Origin of the sequence: Methylobacterium nigriterrae (assembly GCF_037106235.1) — a bacterium.
In the GTDB taxonomy this organism is placed as follows: Bacteria; Pseudomonadota; Alphaproteobacteria; order Rhizobiales; family Beijerinckiaceae; genus Methylobacterium; species Methylobacterium nigriterrae.
Window position 1 is genome coordinate 1 of record NZ_JBAWTG010000068.1, and the last position, 25846, is coordinate 25846.

24 protein-coding genes and 3 pseudogenes are annotated in these 25846 nt (G+C 64.2%); 18 read left to right on the plus strand and 9 right to left on the minus strand.

What is annotated here, in order from left to right; all coding sequences use genetic code 11:
• The 3 genes and pseudogenes from WDW90_RS24780 to WDW90_RS24790 all read left to right on the plus strand — a co-directional run.
• Nucleotides 1-281, plus strand: a 281-nt coding sequence (locus tag WDW90_RS24780) for a hypothetical protein (protein WP_336490148.1), incomplete at its 5' end; no start/stop codon positions are given.
• 9 nt (nt 282-290) lie between these two features.
• Nucleotides 291-467: pseudogene (locus WDW90_RS24785) on the plus strand (integrase core domain-containing protein); the annotation flags it as partial.
• Between the two features lie 156 nt (nt 468-623).
• Nucleotides 624-1685, plus strand: a complete 1062-nt coding sequence (locus WDW90_RS24790) for a patatin-like phospholipase family protein (protein WP_336490149.1) — start codon at nt 624-626, stop codon at nt 1683-1685.
• A gap of 344 nt (nt 1686-2029) precedes the next feature.
• Here the strand turns inward: WDW90_RS24790 and WDW90_RS24795 are convergent, their stop codons facing one another.
• Nucleotides 2030-2782, minus strand: a complete 753-nt coding sequence (locus tag WDW90_RS24795) for a GntR family transcriptional regulator (RefSeq protein ID WP_336490150.1) — start codon at nt 2780-2782, stop codon at nt 2030-2032.
• A gap of 166 nt (nt 2783-2948) precedes the next feature.
• Between WDW90_RS24795 and WDW90_RS24800 the strand changes: the two genes are divergently transcribed.
• The 12 genes from WDW90_RS24800 to WDW90_RS24855 all read left to right on the plus strand — a co-directional run bounded on the left by WDW90_RS24800 (nt 2949) and on the right by WDW90_RS24855 (nt 12642).
• Entirely contained in the window at nt 2949-4373 is a 1425-nt protein-coding gene (locus tag WDW90_RS24800) for an MFS transporter (RefSeq protein ID WP_336490151.1), read from the plus strand.
• A 109-nt stretch (nt 4374-4482) separates the two neighbouring features.
• Nucleotides 4483-5274 carry a sterol desaturase family protein gene (locus WDW90_RS24805; RefSeq protein ID WP_336490152.1) on the plus strand — a complete coding sequence of 264 codons (792 nt, stop codon included), beginning with the start codon at nt 4483-4485 and terminating at the stop codon, nt 5272-5274.
• Nucleotides 5275-5335: 61 nt separating this feature from the next.
• On the plus strand, nt 5336-5725 hold the full coding sequence (locus WDW90_RS24810) for a hypothetical protein (protein WP_336490153.1): 390 nt from the start codon (nt 5336-5338) through the stop codon (nt 5723-5725).
• Nucleotides 5726-5752: 27 nt separating this feature from the next.
• Nucleotides 5753-5971 (plus strand): hypothetical protein, encoded by a 219-nt coding sequence (locus WDW90_RS24815; RefSeq protein ID WP_336490154.1) that lies wholly within the window; start codon nt 5753-5755, stop codon nt 5969-5971.
• The gene (locus tag WDW90_RS24820; RefSeq protein WP_336490155.1) at nt 5968-6264 is read left to right on the plus strand and encodes a DUF6166 domain-containing protein; all 297 of its coding nucleotides are present in this window, start codon (nt 5968-5970) and stop codon (nt 6262-6264) included. The genes WDW90_RS24815 and WDW90_RS24820 overlap by 4 nt, the downstream gene beginning before the upstream one ends.
• Before the next feature lie 144 nt (nt 6265-6408).
• A complete protein-coding gene (gene panB / locus WDW90_RS24825) occupies nt 6409-7248 on the plus strand; it encodes a 3-methyl-2-oxobutanoate hydroxymethyltransferase (protein ID WP_336490156.1) in 840 nt (279 codons plus the stop codon).
• Between the two features lie 27 nt (nt 7249-7275).
• A complete protein-coding gene (mdcA, locus tag WDW90_RS24830; RefSeq protein ID WP_336490158.1) occupies nt 7276-8937 on the plus strand; it encodes a malonate decarboxylase subunit alpha in 1662 nt (553 codons plus the stop codon).
• A 5-nt stretch (nt 8938-8942) separates the two neighbouring features.
• A complete protein-coding gene (gene mdcC, locus WDW90_RS24835) occupies nt 8943-9257 on the plus strand; it encodes a malonate decarboxylase acyl carrier protein (RefSeq protein WP_336490159.1) in 315 nt (104 codons plus the stop codon).
• Nucleotides 9254-10150: a biotin-independent malonate decarboxylase subunit beta gene (locus WDW90_RS24840; protein WP_336490160.1), complete on the plus strand. Its 897-nt coding sequence runs from the start codon at nt 9254-9256 to the stop codon at nt 10148-10150. Before mdcC ends, WDW90_RS24840 begins: the two co-directional genes overlap by 4 nt.
• Nucleotides 10147-10866 carry a biotin-independent malonate decarboxylase subunit gamma gene (locus tag WDW90_RS24845; RefSeq protein WP_336490161.1) on the plus strand — a complete coding sequence of 240 codons (720 nt, stop codon included), beginning with the start codon at nt 10147-10149 and terminating at the stop codon, nt 10864-10866. The genes WDW90_RS24840 and WDW90_RS24845 overlap by 4 nt, the downstream gene beginning before the upstream one ends.
• Before the next feature lies 1 nt (nt 10867).
• Complete coding sequence (mdcB, locus tag WDW90_RS24850; RefSeq protein WP_336490162.1) at nt 10868-11725, plus strand: triphosphoribosyl-dephospho-CoA synthase MdcB; 858 nt, start codon at nt 10868-10870, stop codon at nt 11723-11725.
• Complete coding sequence (locus WDW90_RS24855) at nt 11722-12642, plus strand: ACP S-malonyltransferase (RefSeq protein WP_336490163.1); 921 nt, start codon at nt 11722-11724, stop codon at nt 12640-12642. The genes mdcB and WDW90_RS24855 overlap by 4 nt, the downstream gene beginning before the upstream one ends.
• Nucleotides 12643-13283: 641 nt before the next feature.
• On the opposite strand, the gene oxlT is transcribed toward WDW90_RS24855, so the two are convergent.
• From oxlT to WDW90_RS24885, 6 genes are all read right to left on the minus strand, one after another.
• The gene (oxlT, locus tag WDW90_RS24860) at nt 13284-14600 is read right to left on the minus strand and encodes an oxalate/formate MFS antiporter (RefSeq protein WP_336490164.1); all 1317 of its coding nucleotides are present in this window, start codon (nt 14598-14600) and stop codon (nt 13284-13286) included.
• Nucleotides 14601-15361: 761 nt separating this feature from the next.
• Nucleotides 15362-16126, minus strand: coding sequence for a DeoR/GlpR family DNA-binding transcription regulator (locus tag WDW90_RS24865; protein WP_336490165.1), 765 nt, complete (start codon nt 16124-16126; stop codon nt 15362-15364).
• Nucleotides 16127-16165: 39 nt separating this feature from the next.
• The gene (gene pdxA / locus WDW90_RS24870; protein ID WP_336490166.1) at nt 16166-17167 is read right to left on the minus strand and encodes a 4-hydroxythreonine-4-phosphate dehydrogenase PdxA; all 1002 of its coding nucleotides are present in this window, start codon (nt 17165-17167) and stop codon (nt 16166-16168) included.
• Nucleotides 17164-18411: a four-carbon acid sugar kinase family protein gene (locus WDW90_RS24875; RefSeq protein ID WP_336490168.1), complete on the minus strand. Its 1248-nt coding sequence runs from the start codon at nt 18409-18411 to the stop codon at nt 17164-17166. Before WDW90_RS24875 ends, pdxA begins: the two co-directional genes overlap by 4 nt.
• 1 nt (nt 18412) lies before the next feature.
• Nucleotides 18413-19432 carry a 2-keto-3-deoxygluconate permease gene (locus WDW90_RS24880; RefSeq protein WP_336490170.1) on the minus strand — a complete coding sequence of 340 codons (1020 nt, stop codon included), beginning with the start codon at nt 19430-19432 and terminating at the stop codon, nt 18413-18415.
• Between the two features lie 418 nt (nt 19433-19850).
• Nucleotides 19851-20216, minus strand: coding sequence for a hypothetical protein (locus WDW90_RS24885; RefSeq protein ID WP_336490172.1), 366 nt, complete (start codon nt 20214-20216; stop codon nt 19851-19853).
• A gap of 1024 nt (nt 20217-21240) precedes the next feature.
• On the opposite strand from WDW90_RS24885, the gene WDW90_RS24890 reads away from it, so the two are divergent.
• The gene (locus WDW90_RS24890) at nt 21241-21999 is read left to right on the plus strand and encodes an alpha/beta hydrolase (protein ID WP_336490178.1); all 759 of its coding nucleotides are present in this window, start codon (nt 21241-21243) and stop codon (nt 21997-21999) included.
• Nucleotides 22000-22227: 228 nt separating this feature from the next.
• On the opposite strand, the gene WDW90_RS24895 is transcribed toward WDW90_RS24890, so the two are convergent.
• Nucleotides 22228-22908 carry an SCO family protein gene (locus WDW90_RS24895; protein ID WP_336490173.1) on the minus strand — a complete coding sequence of 227 codons (681 nt, stop codon included), beginning with the start codon at nt 22906-22908 and terminating at the stop codon, nt 22228-22230.
• A 1-nt stretch (nt 22909) separates the two neighbouring features.
• Entirely contained in the window at nt 22910-24226 is a 1317-nt protein-coding gene (gene mtoX / locus WDW90_RS24900; protein ID WP_336490175.1) for a methanethiol oxidase, read from the minus strand.
• Nucleotides 24227-24723: 497 nt separating this feature from the next.
• Between mtoX and WDW90_RS40835 the strand changes: the two are divergent.
• Nucleotides 24724-25376, plus strand: a pseudogene (locus WDW90_RS40835) (extracellular catalytic domain type 1 short-chain-length polyhydroxyalkanoate depolymerase); the annotation flags it as partial.
• 372 nt (nt 25377-25748) lie between these two features.
• Nucleotides 25749-25846: pseudogene (locus WDW90_RS24920) on the plus strand (co-chaperone GroES); the annotation flags it as partial.

Genomic DNA, 25846 nt, shown 5'->3' on the forward strand with positions numbered 1-25846 from the left:
CCAGCTTTCTCCATTCTGCGTCGTCCAGCATCACTCCTCCCAGTCAGGAGGAGCAAAACGCCCGCACACGGAACACGTTCAAGGCCGAACAGGCCGTAGTCATCGAAACGGATGGCCAGGGAATAAGAACCCGCCGCACTCGCCTCCTCTTCCGGCTGTGGGTCTGTGGCTCGATCCCGATGACCGTTGCCCACCAAAGCAGCTGTTTGACAGGTGCGGCGTCCATTAGGCCTTTCCCGCTTGGAACGTTCCATATCCACCGCGAGCCTGTTCCAGACTGACCCCGACCCGGCAAACTGCGGGCGAAGTGCCTGAACGCCTCGTGGTTCCTGTCGCTGACGGATGCGCGCGAGCGCATCGAGGATTGGAGGTGCCACTACAACGATGACCAACTCTATACGGCTCTGGGCGGCTTGACGCCTCGAGCCTTCGCCAACCAAGTTCTCACCGCCCGAGAACTTGCATAAGCCCTGGACCACAAACCGGGACAGTTCCACCGCTCCGGTCACTCTCGCTCGCCAGTGGGCTGCAATTGCGGGAGTGAGGGACCCAATAGACATTGCGGCTTCGCTAATGTTTTAGTGACGCTGCCCCAGCGTCCGCCCTATGAGAGGACCCCTGGCATGGCCGAGCGCTTGGAAGCGAACCGGCTCGCGACCGGCAGCGGCAGGGATGGAGTAAAGTCCGTCAATCTCGCCCTTCAGGGCGGTGGGGCGCACGGCGCCTTCGCCTGGGGCGTTCTCGACCGCCTGCTCGAAGAAGATGGCCTCGCCATCGAAGGCATCAGCGCGACCAGCGCCGGGGCGATGAACGCTGCGATTCTCGCATACGGTTTGACCGTCGGGGGACGCAGTGGCGCGCGGCAGGCTCTCGACGCCTTCTGGCGACGGATCGCGCAAGCCGCGCTGTTCGGTCCTCTTCAGCCGTCGCCATGGGATCGATTCTTCGGCAACTACGGACTCGAGACGTCGGCCGCCTTTCCCCTGTTCGACGCCCTGACGCGCATCGTCTCGCCCTACCAGTCGAATCCGCTGAACTTTAACCCGCTCCGGCACGTGCTGGAGAGCAGCATCGACTTTGCCGAATTGCGCCGCTGTTCCGCCGTCAAGCTCTTTCTCTCGGCCACCAACGTGCGGACGGGCAAGGTTCGGGTCTTCGGCGCTGGCGAGATGAGCGCCGATGCCGTCCTGGCCTCGGCCTGCCTGCCATTCCTGTTCCAGGCAGTCGAGATCGATGGCGAGCACTACTGGGATGGCGGCTACATGGGCAATCCCGCCGTCTTTCCACTGGTCTACGATTGCGACTGCGCGGATGTTGTCGTCGTACACATCAACCCGATCTATCGCCCGGACGTGCCGATCACCGCGCCAGAGATCATGAATCGTATTAACGAAATCAGCTTCAATTCATCGCTCATGCGCGAGATGCGTGCGATCAGCTTCGTCAACAGGCTGATCGAGAATGGCATCCTGCGCGGCAATGAGATGAAGCTGATGCGCATTCACGCGATCGATGCCGAGGCCGTCATGCGGAAGTTGGGCGTCGCCTCGAAGCTCAACACCGACCTAGACTTTCTGCTTCACCTACACGGAATTGGGCGGGCACGGGCGGAGTCGTGGCTCGCACACGAATTTGCCGAAGTTGGCCAGCGCTCGACCGTCGATCTGCAAGCGAAGTACCTCTGATCTATGCAAGGTCTCAGATGCACCATGAGCAGAACTTCGGTCGTTCGGCTCACAGAAACAGCTATTCCGACGGGAGCGGCTGTTCGTTTACCGGGCGTTATGGGTCCGAGGACCATAAGCCAGTCTCGATCAACGCCCTTCCGGCGGATCGCCGCCGGCCTTAATCGCATGCACGATCTCAGTCGTGAAGGTCGATCAGTTCGAACAAGAATCAGTATCTGACCGCTGCATTCTGTCGCTTGCCAGCGTTCATGGAGCGTAACCCATGAACAGTTGCCCCTGCTTTCGCGGCGTCACCGCCGGGAACAGTCAACACATGATGCTTGCCAGAGAGCCCAATAAATTTACGTGTCGAGCGTCTTGCGGGCGAAGCTCTCGATGTAGTCGATGAGACTGTCTGACGCCGCTTCTGCGGCCTTGCCGTCCCGCTTGGCGATGGCCTCGCACACGTCGGCGTGCAGATTCGCGCTCAACGGCAGGTCCGCGGCCTGCTTGTAGTGCTGATACCAGAACCGTCGCGACAATCCGGCCATGTTGGCCAGAGAGCGCACCGCGAACTCGTTGCGTGAGGCCGCTGCGACCAAGTCATTGAATTGGGCATCCAGACGCATGAAGGCCAGATCGTCCGAGGCCGCGGCCGTCTCGCGCATGCCCTGGGCGAGACCTGCGAAAACCCCACGCTCCTCTTGTGTCGCACGCTCGGCCGCCAAGCGCGCGATCAGGCGCTCCAGGACGCGCCGAGTCTCCAAGAGACGCAATTGAGTCCGCACATTGATCTCGGAGACGAGGATGCCGCGACGGGGCATCACTACGACCAGCCCGTCCCGGGCGAGGCGTTGCAGGGCCTCCCGAATTGGCGTGCGACCGATCCCTAGACGTTGAACCAAGTTTTGCTCGCCGAGCACCATGCCGGGAGGCAGGACGAGCGTCGTGATCAGCTCCTCGAGTTGCTGGTATGCCTTCTCGGTGAGCGTGAGGTCGGGCAAGTCATCCTGACCCGCTTCCGCGCCCATCGTCTCGCCAATGGACTTGCGGGCCTGCTTGCGGCCACGCTTTACCGAGCGGACGGCCGAAGTCTTTCCAGTCACGAAGTTCATCGTCCCCCCGTTGGGCTGATAGGAATCTGAATAGCACGTCGAGCGCTCGTGTGCATGACGTGTTTGCCAAGTGCCCTCAGGTTGCGTACGTGTGATATATCTTGCGCATCTTACGCATATCCGTCATGCTTCCCAACTGCATATAATAGCGCCAGGGAGGCAACCAATGGCAGGGCCAATAGCAATTCCCGCCGGCACCGCGCTGCCGGAGGACATTTCCACCATCCGGGCGCGCGCCTCGGACGTGATGATCGCGGCGCGGCTCGAGCGCCTGCCGATGACGCAGTTCCAGCGCAACATCTTCCTCATCATCGCGACGGCCTGGTTCTTCGACTCGATCGACCTCGGCTCGCTCACCTTCCTGCTCGGCTCCATCAAGACGGAGTTCGGACTCTCGACTGCCCAGGCCGGGCTCCTCTCCAGCATGAGCTTCATCGGCATGTTCCTCGGCGCTGGCCTCTCGGGAATGCTGGCCGACCGCTTCGGCCGCAAGCTCGTGTTCCAGATCAGCATGATCTTCTGGGGCCTCGGGAGCGCCTGGTGTGCCTACTCGCCGGATGCAACGACCCTCGGCTATGCCCGCCTGCTCCTCGGCTTCGGGATGGGCATGGAGTTTCCGGTGGCGCTTGCGATCGTCTCGGAGTTTCTACCCACGGCCAAGCGCGGCCGCTACCTCGCGATCATGGAAGGCTTCTGGCCCCTCGGCTTCATCGCCGCGGGCTGCCTCAGTTACGTGCTCCTGAGCACCTTCGACTGGCGCGCCGTCTTCCTGGCCCAGGCCGTGCCGGCCGTGTTCCTCTTCGCGATCCGCTTCTTCGTGCCCGAATCGCCCCGCTGGCTCGCCGATCGCGGACGCTTCGATGAGGCCAACCGCGTGATGGGGGAGATCGAGGCAAAGGTGAGCGCTCGTCTCGACGGCCGGTCTCTGCCCGAGCCGCTGCCGCTGCCGCTGCCGCTGCCGGAGCAGGCCAGGGGCGAGCGCCGCTTCTCGTTCCTGGAGCTCTGGAGCCCGGGCTACGCCAGCCGCACCGTGATGATCTGGCTGACTTGGTTCTTCGCGCTGCTGGGCTTCTATGGCCTCACCACATGGCTCGGAGCACTCCTTCAGGAGGCCGGGCACAGCGTCACCAAGTCGGTCATCTACACCATCCTGATCTCGCTCGCGGGCGTGCCGGGCTTCATCACCTCGGCGATCCTCGTCGAGCGTTGGGGCCGCAAGCCCACCGCCGTCCTGATGCTCCTCGGCAGTGCGGTGGCTGCCTATCTCTACGGCCACTCGCCATCCTTCGGCTGGCTGATAGCCCTCGGGTTGATGATGCAGTTTTTCCTCTTCGGAATGTGGTCGGTGCTCTACGCCTACACGCCCGAGCTCTACCCGACCCGCGCGCGCGCCACCGGCGCAGGTTGCGCTTCGGCGGTCGGCCGGGTCGGTTCGCTGCTCGGGCCCTACATCATCGGCATCATCCTGCCGGTGCTCGGCCAGGGCGGCGTCTTCGCCCTCGGCGCGGGCTCGTTCGTGATTGCGGCTGCGAGCGTGGCCTTCCTTGGCATCGAGACGAAGGGGCGTTCCCTCGAGGCGATCTCCCACTGAAGGGCGATCCGGGCGCAACCGCGCCCGGAACTTTCAGGCGGGGGTTTTTTCGATTGCATTCTGATATATCATTGGTATCCTATCGCCATTCAAGGACGGAGGAGTTGCCATGGAACTCGCGGTCACCAACATGAGTGAGCGGCAGCGCGCCTATCGGGCGAACTATCGCCAGCGGGTCGCGGGCTGGTACAACGGCATCCTGCATATCGCGATCATCTACACGATCGGGTTGACCGCCCTGTACATCTACCTCTCGAACCTGAGGCAGGTGACCTGGGCGGAGCTGACCACCGTCCCGGTCGTGTTCCTGTTCTGCAACTTCTTCGAGTGGTGGCTGCACCGCTACGTGATGCACCGCCCGTCCAAGAACCCGATCGCCCGCGCCGTCTACAACCGGCACACGCTGCAGCATCACCAGTTCTTCACCGACCACGAGATGCGCTTCGCCGATCACAAGGATTACCGGGTGACGTTCTTCCCGCCCTACGCGCTAGCCACCTTCACGCTGATGTCGATTCCGGGTGCCATCGTGCTCGGCAACCTGCTCACGCCAAATGTCGGCTGGCTGTTCATTTCCACGACAACCAGCATCTACCTGATCTACGAGTTCATGCACTTCTGCTGTCACGTCGAGGACAACTGGTTCGTCCGCAACATGCCGTTCATCAACACGAACCGCCGGCACCACACGGCGCATCACGACCAGTCGATCATGATGGAGCGGAACATGAACCTGACTTTCCCGATCATGGACTGGCTGTTCGGCACCTCCGACCTCAACCGCGGCCTCCTGGGGACCCTCCTTAACGGCTACGACACGCGCTTCGTGAAGACCGACATGCGCAAGACCTCGCGCACGCCAGGAGCGCCCGGGCCCGGTTCGATGCAGCCGGCCGAGTGAGGCTGAGCCAGACGCCATCCGGCGGCGCCGACGAGCCGCCGATGATATTCGGGAGGTACCCATGACCCTGATCGAGCCGAACGTGGCGGCCCTGCTCTGGTTCGCCCTCTTTGCTGGAGTGGCCAGCACCGGCTTCTACGTGCTCACGGGCGTGTTCCCGCTGGAGACGCGGCCTGACCTGAGGAGCCGGCCTCTCGGCCTCGCGCTGATCGCGGGCAACGTCCTGCTGCTGCTCGCCCTGGTCGGCGGCGGCCTTGCCTACGGGGCGGCAAACCTGCGCTGGACGAGCCTCGTCATCGTCGGCGGTCTTGCCGTCCTGTTCGCGCCGGGCGTCTTCAACGTCTGGCCGCCGCGCTGGCGGGACGGGATGGCGGGCCTCGCCATCGTGCTCGCCAGCTTCGGCGTGTCGCTCGGACTGCTCCAGCACGTCGGCGCTGTCTTCAGCCTCTGACAACAGACACATCTTGGGAGGGAACCGATGCCATTTCCGATCAAGTTCGGCCTGTCGGTGGCCGTCGCATTGGCCGCGCTCGCCGGCTGGTTCTACATGGGCTACCTCGGTCAGACCGGCCCGCAATGGGCCGTAGCATTCCTCGGACCGTTCATGGTGGTCAGCCTCTGGATCTTCCCCGAGGTGATGCGCTCCCGCTCCGACGGCCGCACCCCGCGCCATGAGCTGAAGGGAGCCCGGCCGTGAACAAGGTCTATGTCGGTGATCGCACCATCGACGGCATCGTCGTCACGGTAGACGGCAAGCCGCTCGACGAGCACACGGGCTCGAAATGCTACACGCGCAACGGCTTCGAGTGGAGTTATGAGGGTCCTGAGCCCTCTCAACTCGCCTACGCCATCCTCGTTGATCATCTCGGTGACACCGCCCAGGCGGAGCGGCTCGAGCCGTCCTTCATGCGCAGCGTCGTGGCGAACTTCCAGAACGAGTGGGAGATGACCTCGGCCGACATCGACCGAGTCCTCGAACGCTCAGCATAGGCTGCACGGCATCCTCGGCTTCTTTCGATCGAACTCGCGGCGGGTCGAACCTGCCGCCGAAAACAACATACACGAGGGGCGGCGATGAGTACGGCTGCGGGACCGGGCACAGGCGAGACAGGGCGAAAAGTCGAGAAGCGGACGATGCTCGACATTCGCGCGGCGAAGCGGACGGGCGAGAAGTTCGTCTACATGTCCGTTCCGGATTACACCTCGGCGCGCTGGGCAGAGATGGCAGGTGTCGATGTCGCCGTCGTCGGCGACAGCTTGGCGATGGTCGCGCACGGCCATGCCAGCACCATCCCGGCGACCATGGATATGATGATCATGCACGCCCAGGCTGTGCGGCGCGGCGCATCGAACACGTTCGTGCTCGGCTGCATGCCCTACCAGAGCTACAACACAGTCGATCGGGCGCTCACCAACGCCACGCGCTTCATGCAGGAGGCACTTTGCGATGCGGTGAAGCCGCAGGGTGGCAGGAGTCAGGCGCACATCCTGAAGGCGCTCGTTGATGCCGGCATCCCAACAGCCTCACATATCGGCCTGACGCCGCACACCATCGCAAACTTTGGCGGCTTCAAGATCCAGGGGCGCACCGCGGACGCCGCGATGAAGATCCTCGAAGATGCGCTCGCCATCGAGGATGCGGGCTGCTTCATGCTGGAATTCGAGGCCGTTCCGGCGCCGATCGCGCAGCTGATCTCGGAGCAGCTCACGATTCCGACTATCGGCATCGGAGCCGGTGCTGGATGCGATGGGCAAATCCTGCTCGCCTACGACCTGCTCGGAGTCTTCACGGACTTCAAGCCGAAGTTCACTAAGCGCTATGCCAACCTCACCGAGGTCGCCGTGAACGGCATCCGCAAGTATGTCCAGGAGGTCAAGGCTGTAAACTTCCCGGACGACGATCACTCCTACCGAGTTGATCCGGCCGAGTACGAGAAATTTCTAACGCTCGTCGAGCGCCGTAAGCACGTCTGATAGCGCAATGAAACAGGATGCCGAGCCATGCTCGATACGACCCCTAGCGGCGCGCGGGTCTGGAACGCGCTTGAACTCGGCTATCGCGAGAGACTGAAGCGCGGCCAAGCCTTTGCCGACGGCAAGGTCGTCCGCAGGGACGACATCGTCCGCTTCCTCGAAGCGGTCATCGAGCCCGGCGACCGGATCTGCATAGAGGGCAACAACCAGAAGCATGCGGATTTCCTCGCGCAGGCGCTGGCCAAAGCGTCGCCGGAGGCAGTGCACGACCTTCATGTCGTGCAGTCGAACATCGCGTTGCCGCAGCATCTCGACGTGTTCGAGCGCGGCATCGCACGTCGCCTGGATTTCTGCTACGCGGGGCCGCAGGGCGTGCGGATGGCGCGTCTCGTCGGCGAGGGCCGGATCGAGGTCGGTGCCATCCACACCTATCTCGAACTCTACAGCCGCTACTTCTGCGACCTCACTCCGCATGTCAGCTTCGTGGCGGCGGATGCTGCGGACGCGGAGGGCAACCTCTATACCGGTCCCAACACCGAGGACACGCCCGCGATCGTCGAGGCGACGGCCTTCAAATCGGGCATCTTGATCGCCCAGGTGAACCGGCTGGTGGACAAGGTCTCGCGCGTCGACGTGCCGGGCGACTGGGTGAGCTTCGTCGTCGAGGCACCCAAACCGCACTACATCGAGCCGATCTTCACCCGCGATCCGGCGGTCATCACCGAGGTACAGATCCTGATGGCCATGATGGTCATCCGCGGCATCTACGAGAAGTATGGTGTCTCGCGACTGAACCACGGCATCGGCTTCGACACCGCGGCAATCGAACTCATCCTGCCGACCTACGCCGAGGATCTCGGGCTCAGGGGTAAGATCTGCCAATACATGTCGGTGAATCCCTGCCCGACGCTGATCCCGGCGATCGAGTCCGGCTTTGTCGAGAGCATCCACTGCGCGGGCTCCGAACTCGGGATGGAGGCCTACACGGCGGCACGTTCCGACGTGTTCTTCATCGGCCGTGACGGCACGATGCGGTCGAACCGCATCTTTTGCCAGCTCGCCGGCCACTATGCCGACCTGTTCATCGGCTCGACGCTGCAGATCGATCTTGAAGGCAACTCGTCGACGGCGACGCTGTCGCGCATCACCGGTTTTGGGGGCGCGCCGAATTTCGGTTCGGAGTCGCGCGGACGGCGCCACGGCAGTGAGGCCTGGTTGAAGGCGGGTCGGGAGCAGCGGCGCGAAGGCGCCATGCCTCGCGGCCGCAAGCTTGTCGTCCAGATCGTGGAAACCTTCGGTGACGGCATGGCCCCGACCTTCGTGGAGAAGCTCGATGCATGGGAGTTGCAGAAGACCTTCGATATGCCCCTCCCGCCAGTGATGGTGTACGGCGACGATCTCACCCACATCGTCACTGAGGAAGGTATTGCCAATCTCCTGCTGTGCGACACGCTGGAGGAGCGCGTCCAGGCAATCCGCGCCGTCGCCGGCTATACGCCGGTCGGGCTGGGGCGCGACCGCGCGATGGTGGCAAGGCTCAGGGAGAAGGGGGCAGTTCAGTATGCCGAGGACATCGGCGTCGACAAACGGCTTGCGACACGCGACCTGCTTGCGGCCAGATCAATCAAAGACCTCGTCGCGTGGTCGGGCGGCCTCTACGAGCCGCCCTCCCGATTCCGGAACTGGTGAGCGTCATGGAGCGTCTCGAATACGATTTTGACGGATCGGGGCCACGGCCACCGGGTACCACCACGCTGGTTGGCGTAGTTGGCTCCGGCAATCTGGAAGTGCTGATCGAGGCGGTTGATCTCGGCGGCCGCTGCGCGGCTGTGATCGACACCTCAGTGCGCGGCTACGGCAATACATGGCGGCAGGTCCTGGCAGACTTCTTCGCCCGTCACCTCCTGAGCGACGTGCGCGTTTCGATCAACGACGGCGGTGCGACTCCGGCGGTGGTGAGCCTGCGACTCGACCAGGCTGCCGCCGAAATCAAGGACCGCGCGTCGTGAGGGTCGCCCGTCAGAGCTTCTACGAGGCGACCGCGCGTAAGCGCGTGCTCGGCCTTCTCGATAAGAATTCATTCATTGAGTTCTGCATTCCGGAGGAGCGCATCACCTCTCCTCATCTGCCAAGCCTCGGCATGCCGGCCTCCTTCGACGACGGCGTGGTGGTCGGCGAAGGCACGGTTGATGGCAAAAGGGTCCTGATCGCCGCGCAGGAAGGTGGCTTTATGGGCGGCGCCGTCGGCGAGGTACATGGTGCGAAGATCACCGGCCTTCTGGAACGCGCGACCGACACGAAGCCCGAAGCCGTCATTCTGCTGCTCGATACCGGCGGAGTGAGGCTTCATGAGGCAAATGCCGGACTTGTGGCGATGGGCGAGATCCAGCGTGCAGCGCTCGGTGCTCGCCACGCAGGCGTGCCCGTCATCGTCGCCATCGGCGGCAAGAACGGCTGCTACGGCGGTATGTCGATCGTCGCCCGCTCGTGCGACTGGATCGTCGCGAGCGAGGAAGGTCGCTTGTCGATTTCAGGACCTGAGGTCATCGAGACAGTCGAGGGCATCGAAGAATTCGATGCACAGGATCGCGCGCTGGTGTGGCGCACGATGGGTGCGAAGCACAGGCGGCTGATCGGCGAAATCGACGCGCTGATCTCTGACGACATGGCGGAATTCCGCAAGGCGATTCTCGGCTTCGTCGGACGCTCGCGCCCACTCGATCTCGACGCGCTCGAAGCCGAGCACGCCATGCTGTCGCGCAGGCTCGAGCGATTTTGGGACTGCACCGATGGAATGGATGTCTGGGCGCGGCTTGGCGTGAACGATCCCGCCGACGTTCCCTCGCTCGACACAGTACGTTTCAACGCGCTGCTTGGTGCATTGGCGGAGGGCGCCCGATGAGCGAAGCGACGAGTGCGATCTACCGCGTGCTCGCCGAGTTGTTCGGTGACGATCACGAGATCGGGTGGGACGGCGTTACCCTTGCGGGCGTCGCCCGTTTCGACGGTCGCACCGTCACCGTCATCGGCACCTCGGACCGCGCCACGATTGGCGCGGACGTGGCGCTTCGGCTCGCCCGCGCTACGCTCGACGCGATGCGTGACGAGCCGAGGCGACCGATCCTCGTCATCGTTGATAACGCCGGCCATCGGCTCAGCCGCCGCGACGAACTGATGGGGAACAATGGCTGCATCGCGCATCTGACCCGCTGCCTCGACACGGCCCGCCGGCGCGGCCACCGCGTAATCGGGCTTGTGCACGACCTCGCCGTCTCAGGGGGATTCATGGCGACCGGGCTCGCGACCGACCTGTGTTACGCGTTGCCTGGTGCCGAGGTGCGTGTGATGGCGCCGGCGGCTATGGCGCGGGTGACCAAGATACCCCTCGAGCGCCTAGGCGAGCTCGCGGCGTCCAATCCCGTGCTCGGGCCAGGCGTCGAGAATTTCATTCGGGTCGGCGGCCTTGAAGGCGTCTGGGATGGGGACCTCAAGACGCATTTCCGAGAGGCACTCGCGCGACCCCTGAAGGGTGACGATATGCGTCGAACGCTCGGCGAAGAGCGAGGCGGGCGGGTTGCCGCGGCATCTGTCTCGGCACGCGTGCGCGCGGGCGTCTGACATGCTGGATCTGCTCCCGTCCGCGTTCACGGACGAGGCTGCGTCTCGCATCGACGCACTCGCTGCCGCCGCGCTGACCCACGAGCTGATCTGCTATCCCAAGCCCGGCCTGGTCAGTTTGGTCGATGCAGGCAGCCACGACGATATGGACGCCTCGACGTTTCACGCCAGCATCGCCGCGCTCGCCGGCTATTTCGGCGCGATGGCGAGCGCCGGCGCCGCCGGCGCCGATTTTGCTGCGCTGAACGTAATCGGCCGCGCGGCGGAGGCGCGGATGCTGGCAGCGACGGGTGGCGTCAACACTCATCGGGGGGCCGTGTTCTCCCTGGGTCTCGCGGCCGCCGCCGCAGGAGCCTCGACGCAGCATCGCAGTGCCGCAGCGATCTGCAGGGCAGTCTCCGATCGATGGGGACCCGACATCCGCGCCGCAGGCAGTCTCGCGAACGGCCGGACGCATGGGGCCGCGGTGCGATCGCGCTATGGGGCACCGGGTGCCCGTGAGGAGGCTGCCGCGGGGTTCCCGACCGTGATCGGGCATGCTCTGCCGGCGTTCCGCATGGCGCGGCGTGCCGGCGCGCCGCTCAATGACGCCCTAGTTCAGGCGTTGTTCACGATCGTTTCGGTACTCGAGGACAACAATCTGCTCTATCGTGGCGGACAGGCTGCCCTCGAGCATGCCCAGCGCCTCGCGCTCGACTTCCTCGGCTCCGGCGGTATCCTCGCGCGTGACGGTGTCGCGCGCGCAATCTCGATCCACCGCGCCTTCGTCGCCGAGCGTATGAGTCCCGGTGGAGCGGCCGATCTGCTCGCCGTCACCGCCTTCCTTGCGAGCGTCGAGGAGGCGCATCCGGCCGCGTGACGCTTGCGATCCTCTGTTCCGGCCAGGGCGCACAGCATGCCGCGATGTTCCGCATGCTCGCAGGAGAGGAGGGGGTGCGTCCCATACTCAAGCGCGTTGGCGACCTGACGGGCCTCGATCCGTTCGCGGCCTCGCTGGACGCCTCGCCTGAGGCGCTCGCGGCGAACCGCGTCGCGCAACCGCTTGTCGTCGGCCATGCACTTGCGGCTCACGCGATTTTGGCGGCGAGAGGCATCACGGCCGCCGTCTATACCGGCTACAGTGCCGGCGAGTTCGCTGCCCATGGTTGCTCTGGCGCGCTCGACGCCTTGGCGATTCTCGACCTGATGGCGAGGCGCGCTGCAGTCATGGACGCCTGCGTAAGGGATGCGGCGCAAGGGATGCTCGCGACCATCGGCCTACCGCTTGGCGAGGCAGAGGCCAGGGCGCGGCTGGCCGGCGTGTTCGTCGCCATCGTCAACGGGCCGGACCACGTCGTGGTCGGCGGTCAGCTCGCGGCGCTGGAGCGATATGAGGCGGACGCGGCTGCCCGCGCCCGGCATATGCGGCGCCTTCCGGTGCGGGTCGCTTCGCACACTCCCCTCATGGCGGCGGCCGCGCCGGGTTTGAGATCGATGCTCGAATCGTCAGGTTGGCGAACGCCGTCTGCTCCTACGCTGTCGGGGCTCGATGGGCGTTCGCTTCAAACGCCGGCCGATGCCGCGCTTTATCTTTCACGACAGGTCCATGATCGGATTGATTGGGCGCGGTGCGTCGAATGCGTACTCGAGTACGGCGCGACGGCAATATTGGAGATCGGACCGGGACGTGCGCTGACGAAGATGATCGAAGAGAGCCATCCGGGCACTCCCGTCCGTGCCTTCGAGGATTTTCGCACGCCCGCCGGCGCCGCATCTTGGGCGTCACGATTCGCCTGAATCCGAGGGGGAAGCCGCCAGATCTCAGATCACGTGATCTGATCCGCTGAGGTCAAGCTCTAACCTGAGCGGCTACATCGCTCGACCCGCCCCTTGGTACCGCAGCGTTCTTGACGGTGCGACAGACGGATTCCAGTTTGTATCCGTGGCCCGATTCAGGAGCAGCGCCATGCCACTTGGCTCCATGGTCACGAAATCCGCGAGACCAGTTCGCCTGAGCGGCTCGCGATACAGCCACCCGCGTAGCCACAGGCTGTTCTCGAGGCACTTACCGCGATCGCGCTGATGCTCAAGACGATGGGGTTGCGCGCAAGGTCTTTGGGCAGTGTGGGTTTTAACTTGCGAGTGGTGTTCGTGCGCTGACTTTATCTATAGCCGGCGGCTACGATCTCTTCGTGCACATGCGCCTGCCGCATCCGAAGAAGTTGCTTGGGTCGCTCACGCAGTGAATTGAAGGCGCTGCGGTGAGCACCGAGGTTATCCTGGAGATCCGAAGGAGCGTTCGAACTTGCCGAGCACGGTTTAGCCGCGAAGGGATTGCTGAGAACGAAAGCCAAGCCTCGGTTTTTCCGGCTCGCCTGGCTGTTCCCAGTATAGCGATCGACGCCGAGCTTGGAGGCCCGGCATCACTGAGGCTTGAGTCAGGCGTGGACGCCCTGCGACGCAAGTGTCGGAATCGCTGTGTCGACAGAGATCGCGTGGTGCTTCCGAAGCATTGGCTTCAGCACGAGAACCGCTGTGATCGCTGCGAGAAAATTCATGCCTGCGGTCAAATACAGCACTGAAGTCCAGGACCCGCTTGCCTCCATCATAATGTTGCTGAACGGAACCAGCAGAGCACCGACGCCTTTGCTGCAGTAGAGCAAGCCATAAATCTTGCCATAGTGTCTCGTTCCGAAGGTATCGGCCGTTACCGCACTAAACAAGCTGTAGATCTCGCCCCAGGCAAAAAACACAATGCCCGACGTGAGCAGAAATGCCCAAGGGTGACTGCCGAGTTCGCTTAGAGCCAAAATTCCAAGACCTTCGAGGCCGAAGGCGACGAACATCGTGTTCTCGCGACCGATATGGTCAGAGATCCAGCCAAAGAATGGCCGAGAAAACCCGTTCACGATCCTGTCCATCATCAGGGCAAAAGGAAGCGCCGCCATTGTGAAGAAGTACGCATTGACAGGCACGTCCTTGACGCCGAGGTCCTTAGCAATCAGTCCAAGCTGGGCGACCGCCATCAGGCCGCCCGTGATGACGCAGGTTACGATCAGAAACATGACGTAGAAGACCGGCATCCGAACGGCTTGGCGGAGGGTATAGCTCCGCCGCGTCTGGTTCGGTCGCGTCGTCTCCGGCGCCTCCCCCGGCCGGGGTGCGCGGATCACGAGGCCGGCACCGATGATGACTGCGCTGATGATAAAGGCGAACCAGAAGAAGGCCGCCTGGTAGCCGCTCTCCTTGATGAGATTCGCGATCGGTATGATGGTCAGCGCCGAGCCTCCGCCGAAGCCCGCCCCGACAAGGCCGGCGGCGAGCCCGCGCCGGTCTGCGAACCACACGACCGCGACGTTCGCTGCCGTCAGGTAGACTGTCCCGGCGCCAATGCCGCCAATGATGGCGGCGATGTAGAATTCGGTGAGGGAGGACGCGTAGGAGTCGAGAAGCCAGGATGTGCCGGCGCAAAGCCCGCCGATGACCATAATCAGGCGGGGTCCGAAGCGGTCGAGCAGCGATCCGCCTACCGGCGTAAGCCACGTCTGGAACACGACGAAAATCGTGAAGGCAGTTTGGATCGAAGCTCGGCTCCAACCATACACCTTCTCGATCTCGGGCACGTAGAGCGTCCAGGCGTATTGCAGGTTGGCAATCGCCACCATTGCGGCGATCGCGGCGATCAGTTGGATCCAGCGCGTCGACGAGTTGCTAGCTGCGCCCGGCGCATGCGTTGGCGCACTGGGGAATGCCATGGCTTGAACCTCCCTTGAACTCGACTTCGTGCAAGGCAGGCGTCGTTCAGGACGACCGCACCTCGGCGTTCTCACCATGTCGAGACTCGTCATGGATAAGAAGCAATATACTTCTGATATGTCAAGCGCATTGGCACGGTATCTCAGCCGTGGGTTGATGCGGGCGCATCTGGCCCGGGACGCGAGCCGTGGATCTGCGCTGCGCCAGCGGAGACGAGCCTCGCTCATTTCTCTGCATCCACGGGTTCCAACTTGGTGCGATAAGAGGACGTCCGCGTGGACGACGTTACCCGACCTTCACAGCTGACCTGCCGGCGATCACTGCTCCGCGCGACCCGGACTCAGTGCCTGGGCTTCTTCGATGTCCGTTTCCGAGATGCCGTCCGGGTCGGCAGGATGGCGACAATGGGTTATTCTGAGGCCTTAACCTGACCCACGCCGAACGTCCGCTTGCCCACAGTTTGAGCCCCGACGCGAACGGGCCGCTTTCGGCCAGATCCAACTGGTCGGATTGACGCCCGTTCTGGCGATGAGGGAGATCATCTCGGCACCTCGAAAGCAGATGCGTGAGCTGAGCTACAGGTCTAACGCACGACCCTGGCAGACCTTTTCTTCGGGCTGCTGAACTCACGGCGGCCGAATACACCTATGTTATGCCGCCATCCACGCACAACTCGATACATGTCACGGAGCTGCACTTGAAGATTGCCGTGGAGGGGCAGGATAACTCAGCAGAACTGGCCGATGTCCGCCGGGACACCTCAGTTCCCCGCCACCAACACCCGCGCGCCCGCTTCGGTGAGAAGCTGCTGTTGAACCGCTGATGCGGTGGAGTCCGTCACCAAAGTCCAATTCCGAGGAAAGAGAGCCCAGGCGCTCTGTTCGGCACGGCCGAGCTTGCTGGCATCGGCGAGCACGATCACCTCACGTGACTGCCGCATCATCAACGACTTCAGCGTGATCTGATCCAAGCTCGCCTCGCAGAGGCCCCGTCCGGCCACCACGCCTTCGGCGCTCATGATGGCGCGGTCTGCCGTCATCAGGCGCAACGCCTCGACGGCAAGCGGACCCACGGTGCTCATGCTGGTCGCCCTGACGCCACCACCCAACACGACGAGTTCGAGTCCCGGTGCCTCAGCAAGGAAGGGCAGCAGAGCGAGGTTGTTGGTGATGATCCGGAGGCGGCGGCGGCTCAGCAACTGTCCGAAGGCGGCGACCGTGGATCCGGCATCGAGGATCAGCGTGTCCCCGTCCTCGATCAACCCGATCGCCGCGTGCGCGATGGCTCGCTTCTCAGCACCATTCACGGCATGCCGCTCGGCGAGAATAGTCTCGGTCGGATGCTTGGCGAGGATCGCGCCGCCATAGGTTCTGCGCACCGAGGCCGTCGCAGACAGATGCTGCAGGTCGCGCCGGACCGTCGAGGCGGAGACGCTGAAGTGCCGCGCGAAATCGTCCACGTCGATCTCGCCAGCACTCAGCGACTCCAACAGCCGCGCCCGACGCTCTTTGCTGCGCATCGGCATAGACTTGCAGTCCCCCGACATTGTCCGGGCGTGCGGCGGTCAGGCCGCCGCCAGCTTCGGAGCGAGGTCGACCGCCTGACGCAGCGCCTCCACAAGGCTCCGCTCGTCAGCAATTCCCCTGCCGGCGATGTCGAAGGCCGTTCCGTGATCGACGGATGTCCGGATCACGGGCAGGCCTACGGTGATGTTCACACCTGATTCGAGCCCCAGAACCTTGATCGGGCCGTGACCCTGATCGTGGTACATGGCGACCACCATATCGTAGTCGCCGCGGCCGGCCAGGAAGAACAGCGTGTCGGCTGGTAGCGGGCCGCGCACATCCCAGCCTCTGGCTTGGCAAGCCTCGACGGCCGGTGCGATCTTCTCGGCTTCCTCGCCGTGGCCGAAGAGGCCGCCTTCGCCCGCATGCGGATTGATGGCGCAGACGCCGATCTTCGGGTTCGAGATCCCAGCCTTCACCAGCACGTCGTGACCGCGCGCGATGACGCGCTCGACGAGACCGGGCTCAATCTTCGCGATGGCGTCGAGCAGGCCAATGTGCGTGGTGACGTGGATTACCCTGAGCTTCGGCGATACGAGCATCATCGAGACCTCCGGCGTGCCGGTGAGGTGGGCGAGGAGTTCCGTGTGGCCGGGGAACTTGTGGCCAGCGGCGTGCAGCGCCTCCTTCGACAGCGGTGCGGTGCAAATACCCTGCGCCTGTCCTGCCTGCACGATCTGCACGGCCTTCTCGATGTAGCGGTAGGCTGCCTCGCCCGCCGTCGCCGACACCTGACCGAAGGGCAGGTCCTCGGGCACGAGCCCCACATCCACGCATTGCACCGCTGCGGTCTCAAAGTTCGCCGCGCCGGCATCCGTCAGCGCCTCGACAGGGATCTCGGCACCGACGACGCAGCCCGCCTGCCGGAGGCGCCCCGCATCCCCGATCACCAGAGGTCGGCACATGGCATGAACGTCCGGACGGGCGAGCGCCTTCAGGATAATCTCGGGTCCGATGCCGGCCGGGTCGCCCATCGTGATCGCGATAGTCGGACGGGTCATGTGAAACTTCCTTCCGTTCTGACGGCGCGCAGGCGCGCGCCGATGCGCAGGAGGCTGTCCGCATCACCGAAGGCGCCCGCCTTCGTGGCGACCGGGATGGAGAGTTGGCCTAGCGTCAGGCCAAGCGAGACGCCCGGCTCAATCTCGTCGACGAGGCGGATGCCGCTGACGCCGAAGCGCGTGAGCAGGGCCGCTGCGGTTTCGCCCCCGGTCGCCGCGAAGGCACCGATCTGCGGCGCGACCGCCTCCAGGGCGTCGGCGAGGCCTTGGACAAGACGCGGGCCGAGCGACATGTCCGGAGCGGCATTCATCTCGATCTCGACCAGCATGTCTCCGCCGGAGGCGGTCACCTCGGCGATACGCGCGGCGAGCGCCGCCCTGCCGGCAGGGTCGCCCAGGAGCGTCTCAGGCGCGACCGAAAGGTGGGTCACGCTTCCTCCCTTGGCGAGTTTGCGGGCAGCCGCGCGAGAGACTGCCGCGAGCGATCCGACCACGATCAGAGTGCCGCGCATGCTCGGCGCGAAGCGAACTGCCTCGGCGGGTTGTCCCGTGTCGATGGCCGCGAGGGCATGCGCGAGGCCCGCGCTGCCGATGAAGAAGGTCAACGGCGCGCCCGACAGGCTCGCCCGAGCAACGCGGTCGAGATCATCCTCCGTCTCGGCATCGCAGACCGCGACGATGTCGCCCAGGGCGGCCACCCGCGCGAGCGCGGTTGCGAGGTCGCCGCGCACGGTCGAGAGTGGAATCGTCTCGGCCCGGATGCCGGCCGAGACGAGGACCTCCGCAAGGTCGGCACAGGCATAGGTGTGATCGCGATGCCAGACCTCCGCTTCCTCCAGCGGACGACCGTTGACGTAGACGCGACCATCGATTGTCGTCCTGCCCATCGCCGGGAAGGCGGGTGCGAAGACCCCGAAAGCCGACCCCGCCCGCGATTTCATGGCCGCGATCGCCGCGGCCGTCTCGGCGGCCGGCTGGCCTCGCAGCGTCGAATCGATCTTCTTGAACAGCATCCGATCCGGTTCGAGCAGGCGGGCTAGAAGTCGCGCGTGGCGTCGCGCGGCGTCCTCCGCGGACAGACCGCGACTGTCGGCGTCGTAGGACAGAACCGTCGGCTGATCCGGTCCGACGATCGCCGCGTCGCCCCAGATCACCGCCGCTTCACGGCCCCGGCGTCCGAACGCGATCGCGCAGTCCGCAGCGCCAGTCAGATCATCGGCGAGGACGAGCCAACGGCCAGTCATTTCAGCGGCTGCCGGCCCGCTGCGCCGGGACGGTGTCCGACGCGGCCGACAGCTCGGCCTCCGCTTCCTCAGCACGGCCGAAGGCCCTTGCAGTCCAAGCCGTCGCGACCGGGACGAGGATCGCCGTCACCACGACGCAGGCCGCGACCAAGATCGTGGCAGGGCCCGCCGCGTCGGCGTAAGCCGGATTGGCGGAGGCGACAATAGCCGGCACGGCTGCGGCATTGCCCGCTGTTGAGGCGGCTGCGACGCCCGCAACACCTGTCCCGCCCGTCAGCCGGTCGGCGAAGAACAGCGGGATGCCCGTGACGACCACGACCGCCACCCCCATTGCGAGGCCGAGCAGGCCCGCCTGCCAGACCTTCGACAGATCGAGGCCAGCCCCGAGCGCGAATGCAAAGAACGGGATCATCACCGGAATCGCGCGGCTCAGGAAGTCGCGCATCTCGCGGTCGAGGTTTCCAATGACCATCCCGACAAGGAGCGGCAAGATTGCGCCGACCAGCGTCTGCCAGGGAAAGGCCGAGAGGCCCGCAACACCAAGCGTCACCATGGTGAGGAAGGGCCCGCTCTCGAGCGACATCACGGTGTAAGCACCGACGTCTCGCGGGCGCCCGTATTGGCCCATCAACGCCATGTAGAGCCCACCGTTGGTGTCGTTCATGCTGGCAACGACCGCTAGGGTGGATAGACCCACGAACATGCCGGCCGCCACCGGTGCCTCGCCAAGCAGGCGGCCGAAGATCAAGCCCAGAATGATCGCGATCCCGACCTTCACGGCGAGGAGTGTTCCGCCCTTCTTCACGATGTAGGGGGTGGCTCGGAAATCGATGCTCGCGCCCATGCACACGTAGAAGACGGCGAGGATTGTCAGAGCGCCGGAGAAGAGCGCTCCAGTGAACGAGCCAAAAAACTTCGGGGTTTCGGGAAAGAACGTTGCGATCAGCGCGCCGGCAAGCAGCGGCACGACCATCATGCCGCCGGGCACGGCTTCGATGGATCGCTTAATTGGTATCTGCATGCCGGCTTCCTCCTTGCGCATCGTGCGCAATCTTCTTGATTATGACACGCGCTCGCTCGACGTAGCAGCCAAGGGATATCGAGCCTGTCTGCGCAAATCGCGCATGCAGTCAATTGTTCCGGGCGCTTTGTGCAAGTGCGATTGGCCCAGTCGATCTGCGATGACCATGGCGCTCCCGCCCGCTCGCCAATCCACGATCAGTTCGACGGCCGCACTCCTCGATGTTCACTCGGCTGTAAGATCATCCGCGCGACGCGCTTTGCCACGAGTAGCGTGCTGATGGTCGGGTGCATCGACCGCATCTGCCCAGATCCATCTCCCGCCGAGCAGTGGGCTTGGAACTTGAATCTCGTCATCGGGGCGCTGCCCATCCTCGGCACTCGGATCTTGTAGGCCGCACCAGCGTTCAAGCCGCCTCTCAGCGCTTCCAGCGCCTCAGCCAAGAGGAGACCGGGTCAACGACGTACACGGCCACGTAAGATACCCAGGCGGTGGCTCTGGACGTGACTGACGACTTCGTCTGCCACTGCGCCTCTTCCGCAGCGATCTGAGCAGCCAGGATCGCCATCACATAGGTGTCCTCGTGCTCCTTGCACTCGTCCAACGCACTGCGCTCGGCTGCTCGCCTGCTCTGTGAGGCTGACTGCCGAGAGTAGGCCTCGCGCACGCAGCTGTGCCAAGCTTGTTCCAAGGCAGGAAGATCGTGCGGCGGGTTTGCCGACGCCGCGCGGCCCGGGCTTATACTCAGGACCAGCAACATCGGGAGGAGCAGGTGCGGGCGCATGCTGCATGTTCGCGCTTCGGTATCCGCCCGCCTAGAACAAAATGGCAACACCGGTCACATTGTCGCCCCGCCGTGCACAGCTCGGACAGGAGAGCCCAGCCGTGTATGTGGGAGCCGGAAGAGATTTCCGATGACGCGCTGAGGCTCCCACCCGCGCAAAGGCTGGCGAGGCGTGGTTAAGAACGGGTTTCTGTCGGCGAGCTCTGTGGCGACCATACCGCGGCCGTGTGCTCAAGCGCACGGCATGCTCGTCCTGAGGGCAGGGGAGGCTTGAAACCCCTGTGGAGCGGTGGCAGGCTTTGGTGTGCAGCAGGGCGATGGCGTCGCCTTCTTGCAGCCCTTCATTGGGCGTTTCCTCCCTAGACTTCGGGCCGCTCCGCAAGGACGGCCTTTTTTCTTCGGCGTTGCCGGCCCTGTCAAGCAAGATAGTGCCCATCGGCACGCTCGCTAGAAATGTATTTCCTGTCTCCTCGCCGCCCCGCAGCTGGCATCCCTTAGCGCGACGTGCTTAGCGAGTGGTTACGAGAAAAGGCGCTCAAGGTCGGAGCAGGCAAGGCCGCGATCTCCTGCGATCCGTATGGGTCGCGTGAATGTCCGGATCACGCCCACTTTGGCTGTTCAGCCAGCCTGGGCGGCTCCTTTGAAGCGGACCTTGCAGCAGCTCACCTTGTAGTTCTGAGTTGCAACATCACCGGACCTTCGCATGCCGATGACCAGAGGTCCGATTTTGCTGCAAAATCTGACCCAATGCCACTGGCACAGACCCGACAGCCGCGACTGCGCGGCCCCTTCTCACCATCGGCGGCAATCTCGATAGTGGCCTCGAGTGCGGTCCATCGCCCTGCTATAGTTACGTGCGAACGCGTCACGTCGATTCCGGGCGATACCTCTCCGTGGGCAGGCTGGCATGAAGCGTTGCGCTGTCCTCGTGCTGATGACGGGTCTGTCGGTTGGTCATGCCTCAGCAGACCCGTTAGAGCTCTCCGTCTTCCGCGACCTTCCGCGACCGGAGCCCACCTTGCAGGTGGCCTACGGGGAAGCGCCCTCGCAAGGCATTGACGTATTTCTGCCCGCCAGCCCCGGTCCGCATCCGATCGCGGTTTTGATCCACGGTGGTTGCTGGAGCAACACCACCGCCGGGCGCGAGCAGATGCGGCACCTGGGCCCGGAGCTGACACGGCGCGGGATTGCCGTGTGGAGCATCGGCTACCGTCGCGCGAACGAGGCCGGCGGAGGCTATCCCGGTACCTACCAGGACGTGAGCGCCGCTCTGGACCGGCTCGTCGAGGACGCAGAGGCCCACCACCTGGACCTTTCACGGGTGGTGCTCGTCGGGCATTCCGCTGGCGGCCACCTCGCCCTGTGGGCGGCCTCACGCGTCTCCCTGCCTGGCGAGAGCCCGCTACGCGCGGCATCGAGGCTCGAGTCCCGCACCGTCATCAGCCTGGGTGGGGTGGGCGACCTTGCGACGTTCGCCCGCTTCGTCCCGCTGCTTTGCGGTCCTGGCGTCCTCGAACGGCTTGCTCCGTCGGACAAGCTCACGGAGGTGTCGCCCGCCGCCTTGGCGCCGGCAGGCTCCGTCGTCATGGTGAGCGGCGTGCTCGACCGCCTCGTACCGCCCTGGGTTGCGTACGACTATGCCCGGGCCTTGCGGGCCAAGTCAGGGATCGCACCACGCCTCATCAACCTTCCCGATGCCGGGCATTTCGATCTGGTCACGCCGTCGACCCCGGCTTGGAAGGAGGTGCGCGACCTCATCGAGACAGCCTTGAAAGCACGTTAGGCCGATGGCAGCGCGGCCTGAACGGGCAGAGTCTATCCAGGCTCGGAGGCGCAACGCCTAGGCAAGCCATGCTAAGGCCATGGACGCGACCAGCGCCATGGCGCTCTCACACAGGCAGCGTCAACGCGGCGAGGAGCGTCACGAAGTCCTAGGCGAACAGCGGGCCGCAGGGCGCGGCCCACGAAGTGGCCATGACCTGTGCGTCGATCGGGTCGGACGCCCTCGCGTTCAGCGGCCCGGCGCAGCGTCGGAGCCGGACTGTTCGAGCAGCAGAGTTCGCACGTCTGCGAGGACCAGCGCGGGCTCGAACAAGTCGAGGCTGTAGATGTTCCGCACACGTCCCGCGTGGTCGATCAGGAAGGCGCGGAAGACGTGATTCAGCGCTCCACCGGGCTTGGCGTCGACATGCTGGCCATATGCAGCAAGAAGCGGTGCAAGGGCGTCCCGGCCGGCGGCTGTAAGGAAAACCCAGATGGGCGCGGCTGGGTTGGCGGAGCGCCAAGCGGCAGCGTAGTCCCGCATCGCCTCGGGCGTGTCGCGCTCAGGGTCGAAGCTCAGAGTGACGAGGCGCATCCGGCGCGACAGGAGGGGATCCTCCGCCGCTAGGTCTTGCAGCCGAGCCATGCCAGCGCTGGCGAGTGGGCAGATGTCGCCGCAGCGCGTGTAGATCAGGGCAAGCACGCTGACCTCGCCCTGGAGGGCGTCGAGCAGCAGGTCCTGTCGACGACCGGCTTCGTCGAGGACGGCCCCCCCGGCCGCAGACTTGATTGGCGGCAAGCGGTAGCTGCCAGGGGGCGGGACCGAGAACGCGATATCGTCGGTCCCCGGCGGCAGGTGGCCATCATGCGCGAGAACCGCGGCACTCATCATCAGCGCGGCCGTGAAGCTCGAGAGTGTCGCGGGCCGCATGTCAGTTCGTGTAGAGCGAGGCCGCGCCGAACGCCATCATATGCGGGCGCCCGAGCCCCTCGGCCGCGAAGTTGATCGCGAAGCGCGGTGCCAGTTCCTTGCCGTCCCACTTAAATGCCTTGAGGAATTGCTCGTTATCCGGGCCGGTCTTGTCCCAGTTCGCCAGGAGCGAACTGGTGTAGTAGATCCGCTTTCCGTCCCAGCTCTGCGAGACCATGTTGAGCTGTGCGCCGATCTTCTTCTCGTAAATCTGCTGCGGCCTGTGCGGGTCAGAAACGTCGAATACGCGCGTAGTGCCGTCCATGAAGGTATCGACGAACAGCGTGCGGTCGTCGGCTGAGAGACTGATGTCGACCGGCACCGGCAGCTTCGTCGGATCGCCGATCTCGGCAACCTCTTTGGCGCGCCACGTCCCACGCTCATCCTCGTGCACGAGCCAGAGCTTCGAGGTGAGAGCGGTCGAGGTGAAGGCGTAGGAGTGGTGGGGTCCCCAAGCCCAGCGGATCTCCAGCGGCACGCCAGGGACGCTCAGCACGGTGCGAGGCTGGCGGGTGTGGAAGTCCCATAACACCATCGTTTGCCCGAAGCGTTTCATCGCATCGCCATCCTTCATCAGGTCAGCGAGCGGGCGCATGTAATTCTCAAGGCCCGTGAAGGACGAGGTCAGCATCACGTTGCGACGCGGCAGCACGCGGGCATCGTAGCCGTAACCGTCCGCTCTTGCCTCAATCCGGGCGCCGTTCGGCATTGCGTCGGTCGGCAGCCAGTGAGTGACGACGTAATCGCCCTCGTTCGAGTACTCGACGAGCGCCGCCCGACCGGTCCCGTCCCGGTTCGACAGGCTCGGGATCAGCATGCGACCCGGCAGCGCGTAGGCGCCGTGTGGGCCGGCCGCGCCGCCGCTCTTCTCGATGAAGTCGTCGATCACCTTCACGAGCCGAGGCTTGGCCGGGTCGGTGGCGACATCGAAAATGAAGATCTTGCTGTCAGACAACCCTGCGGCCCAGAACTGGCGTCGATCGTCGGTGAAACCGCCGTGATGCGCCTCGTGCCGACCGCCGACCGAAGCCGCGTGTATCGGCTTGCCGAAGGTGGGCGACCCGTCGCGCACATCGATCGTGACGAGCTTGTCCGAACTGTCGCCCAGGCCCTCGATCCCGAGCGTCCAGACGTAGACGAAATCTTCGATGCCCGTGATCTTGGACATATATGGCGATTGGCAGGTCTCGTCGGCGAGGACGGACCCCGCCGCGAGGATGAGGGCAGCGCACAACGGCGAAGCGAGCTGGCAGGATGGCGTTGCGTAAATCTTCAGCATAGGCGTTTTCTCCTGCCACTGGACAGTCGTCTTCGCCGAAGTTTCCCAACCAAAAAAGCGTTCGCCGCGCGGCCGAGCTAGTACGAGGTAGCATCGTGGCGAGCAGGAGCGTTGAATGCTCCGCCTAATCGCTCAAACTGTCAATCTGCTGCACCGCGATCAGGTCAATGACGCAAATGAGTAAACAAGTTCAGAGCATGATACGCCACAGACGGCCTTTTGTCCGGGCCTGATGAGCGTGGCTCGGTAAGATCTGGCGCAGAGAACTCCAAATTTTGATTTTTGTTTGGTGCTCCCAATCATGCGCACCCGAATTCTGACGGTGCAAATGTCTGCGCCGGCTCATGCTGCACATCTCGATGCAGACCTACGCTACGCACAAGTACAATATCGGTAAAGAATTGATTCCGTTGAACAACGATCCAATGTCCAATTTGAAACCTATATTTAGTATTCATCGAGGAGGCAAGCCCCATATATTGCGCATTTTGACAGGCGAGTGCTGGTCTAACGAAGTTTTTCAACAGCATCGGTTTAATGCCGCCGATCAGCAGCGCGATGCCGGCGAGCCTTCGCTGCTCGCCGGTATGGCGCGTGAGGTGATCCGGGAGTTCTCGGCGGATCCGACACGGGTCTATGCCGCGGGTCTCTAAGCCGGCGGCGCAGCCGCGGCGATCCTGGCGTCGACCGATCCCGACCTGTTCGCAGCGGTTGGCGTGCACTCGGGCCTACCGTCTGGCGTCGCCAAGGACATGCCGTCAGCCTTTGCAGCCATGAAGGGGGAGGAGTTTTCCAGCCGAGCGGCACGCCAGGCTCAGTCCCTACCATTGTCTTCCACGGCGATGCCGACCGCACGGTCCATCCGGTCAACGGCGACCGAGTTATCGCACAAGCGACACGCGGGAGGACGCTGAAGACGGTGGCCGCCCAGCGTATATTCGAGGGTGGAACGGCCTACACCCGCACGATCCAGCGCGACGGCGACGAGCGGGCGTTCCTGGAGCAGTGAGTGCTGCAGGGTGCCGGGCACGCTTGGTCTGGCGGAAGCGCGAGCGGCACGTACACCGACCCGCTCGGACCCGATGCGAGCCGGGAGATGCTGCGCTTCTTCCTGGCTCATGCGAGCACCGCCGCCCAGACACGGCACTGACACCCGCAAGGCGCGCGAAAAATCAGCAGGTAAGGAGATATCCCGCATTCTGCCTGAAACGGGCGCCGGCAGGGCACCTGAGAGCGGTGGTTCGCTGCTCACTCAAGGGAACAAAAGGCGGGTCTCGTCGAGATCCGGACGTTTCGTCCTCTTCAATGATGTAATTGTAATTACCTGCCTTCAGCACATCGTAAGCACTGGGCTGACGTTGCGGGCGGACGGTTCAAGGCCGATTGGCGAAACCGGCCAACAATCGTTAGCACTCGCCGACGTCGAGTGCTAGGACCCTGCGCAGGGAGAAGCGTTCGCCTCTCTCTCGAGCGGCGGCACTAACCAGCCGCTCACCTCGCTAGGCAGGAAACTGGAGGCCCCATGAAGTTCCGTCCGCTGCACGACCGTGTCGTCGTCCGCCGCATCGAGGGCGAGGAGAAGACCAAGGGCGGCATCATCATCCCCGACACCGCCAAGGA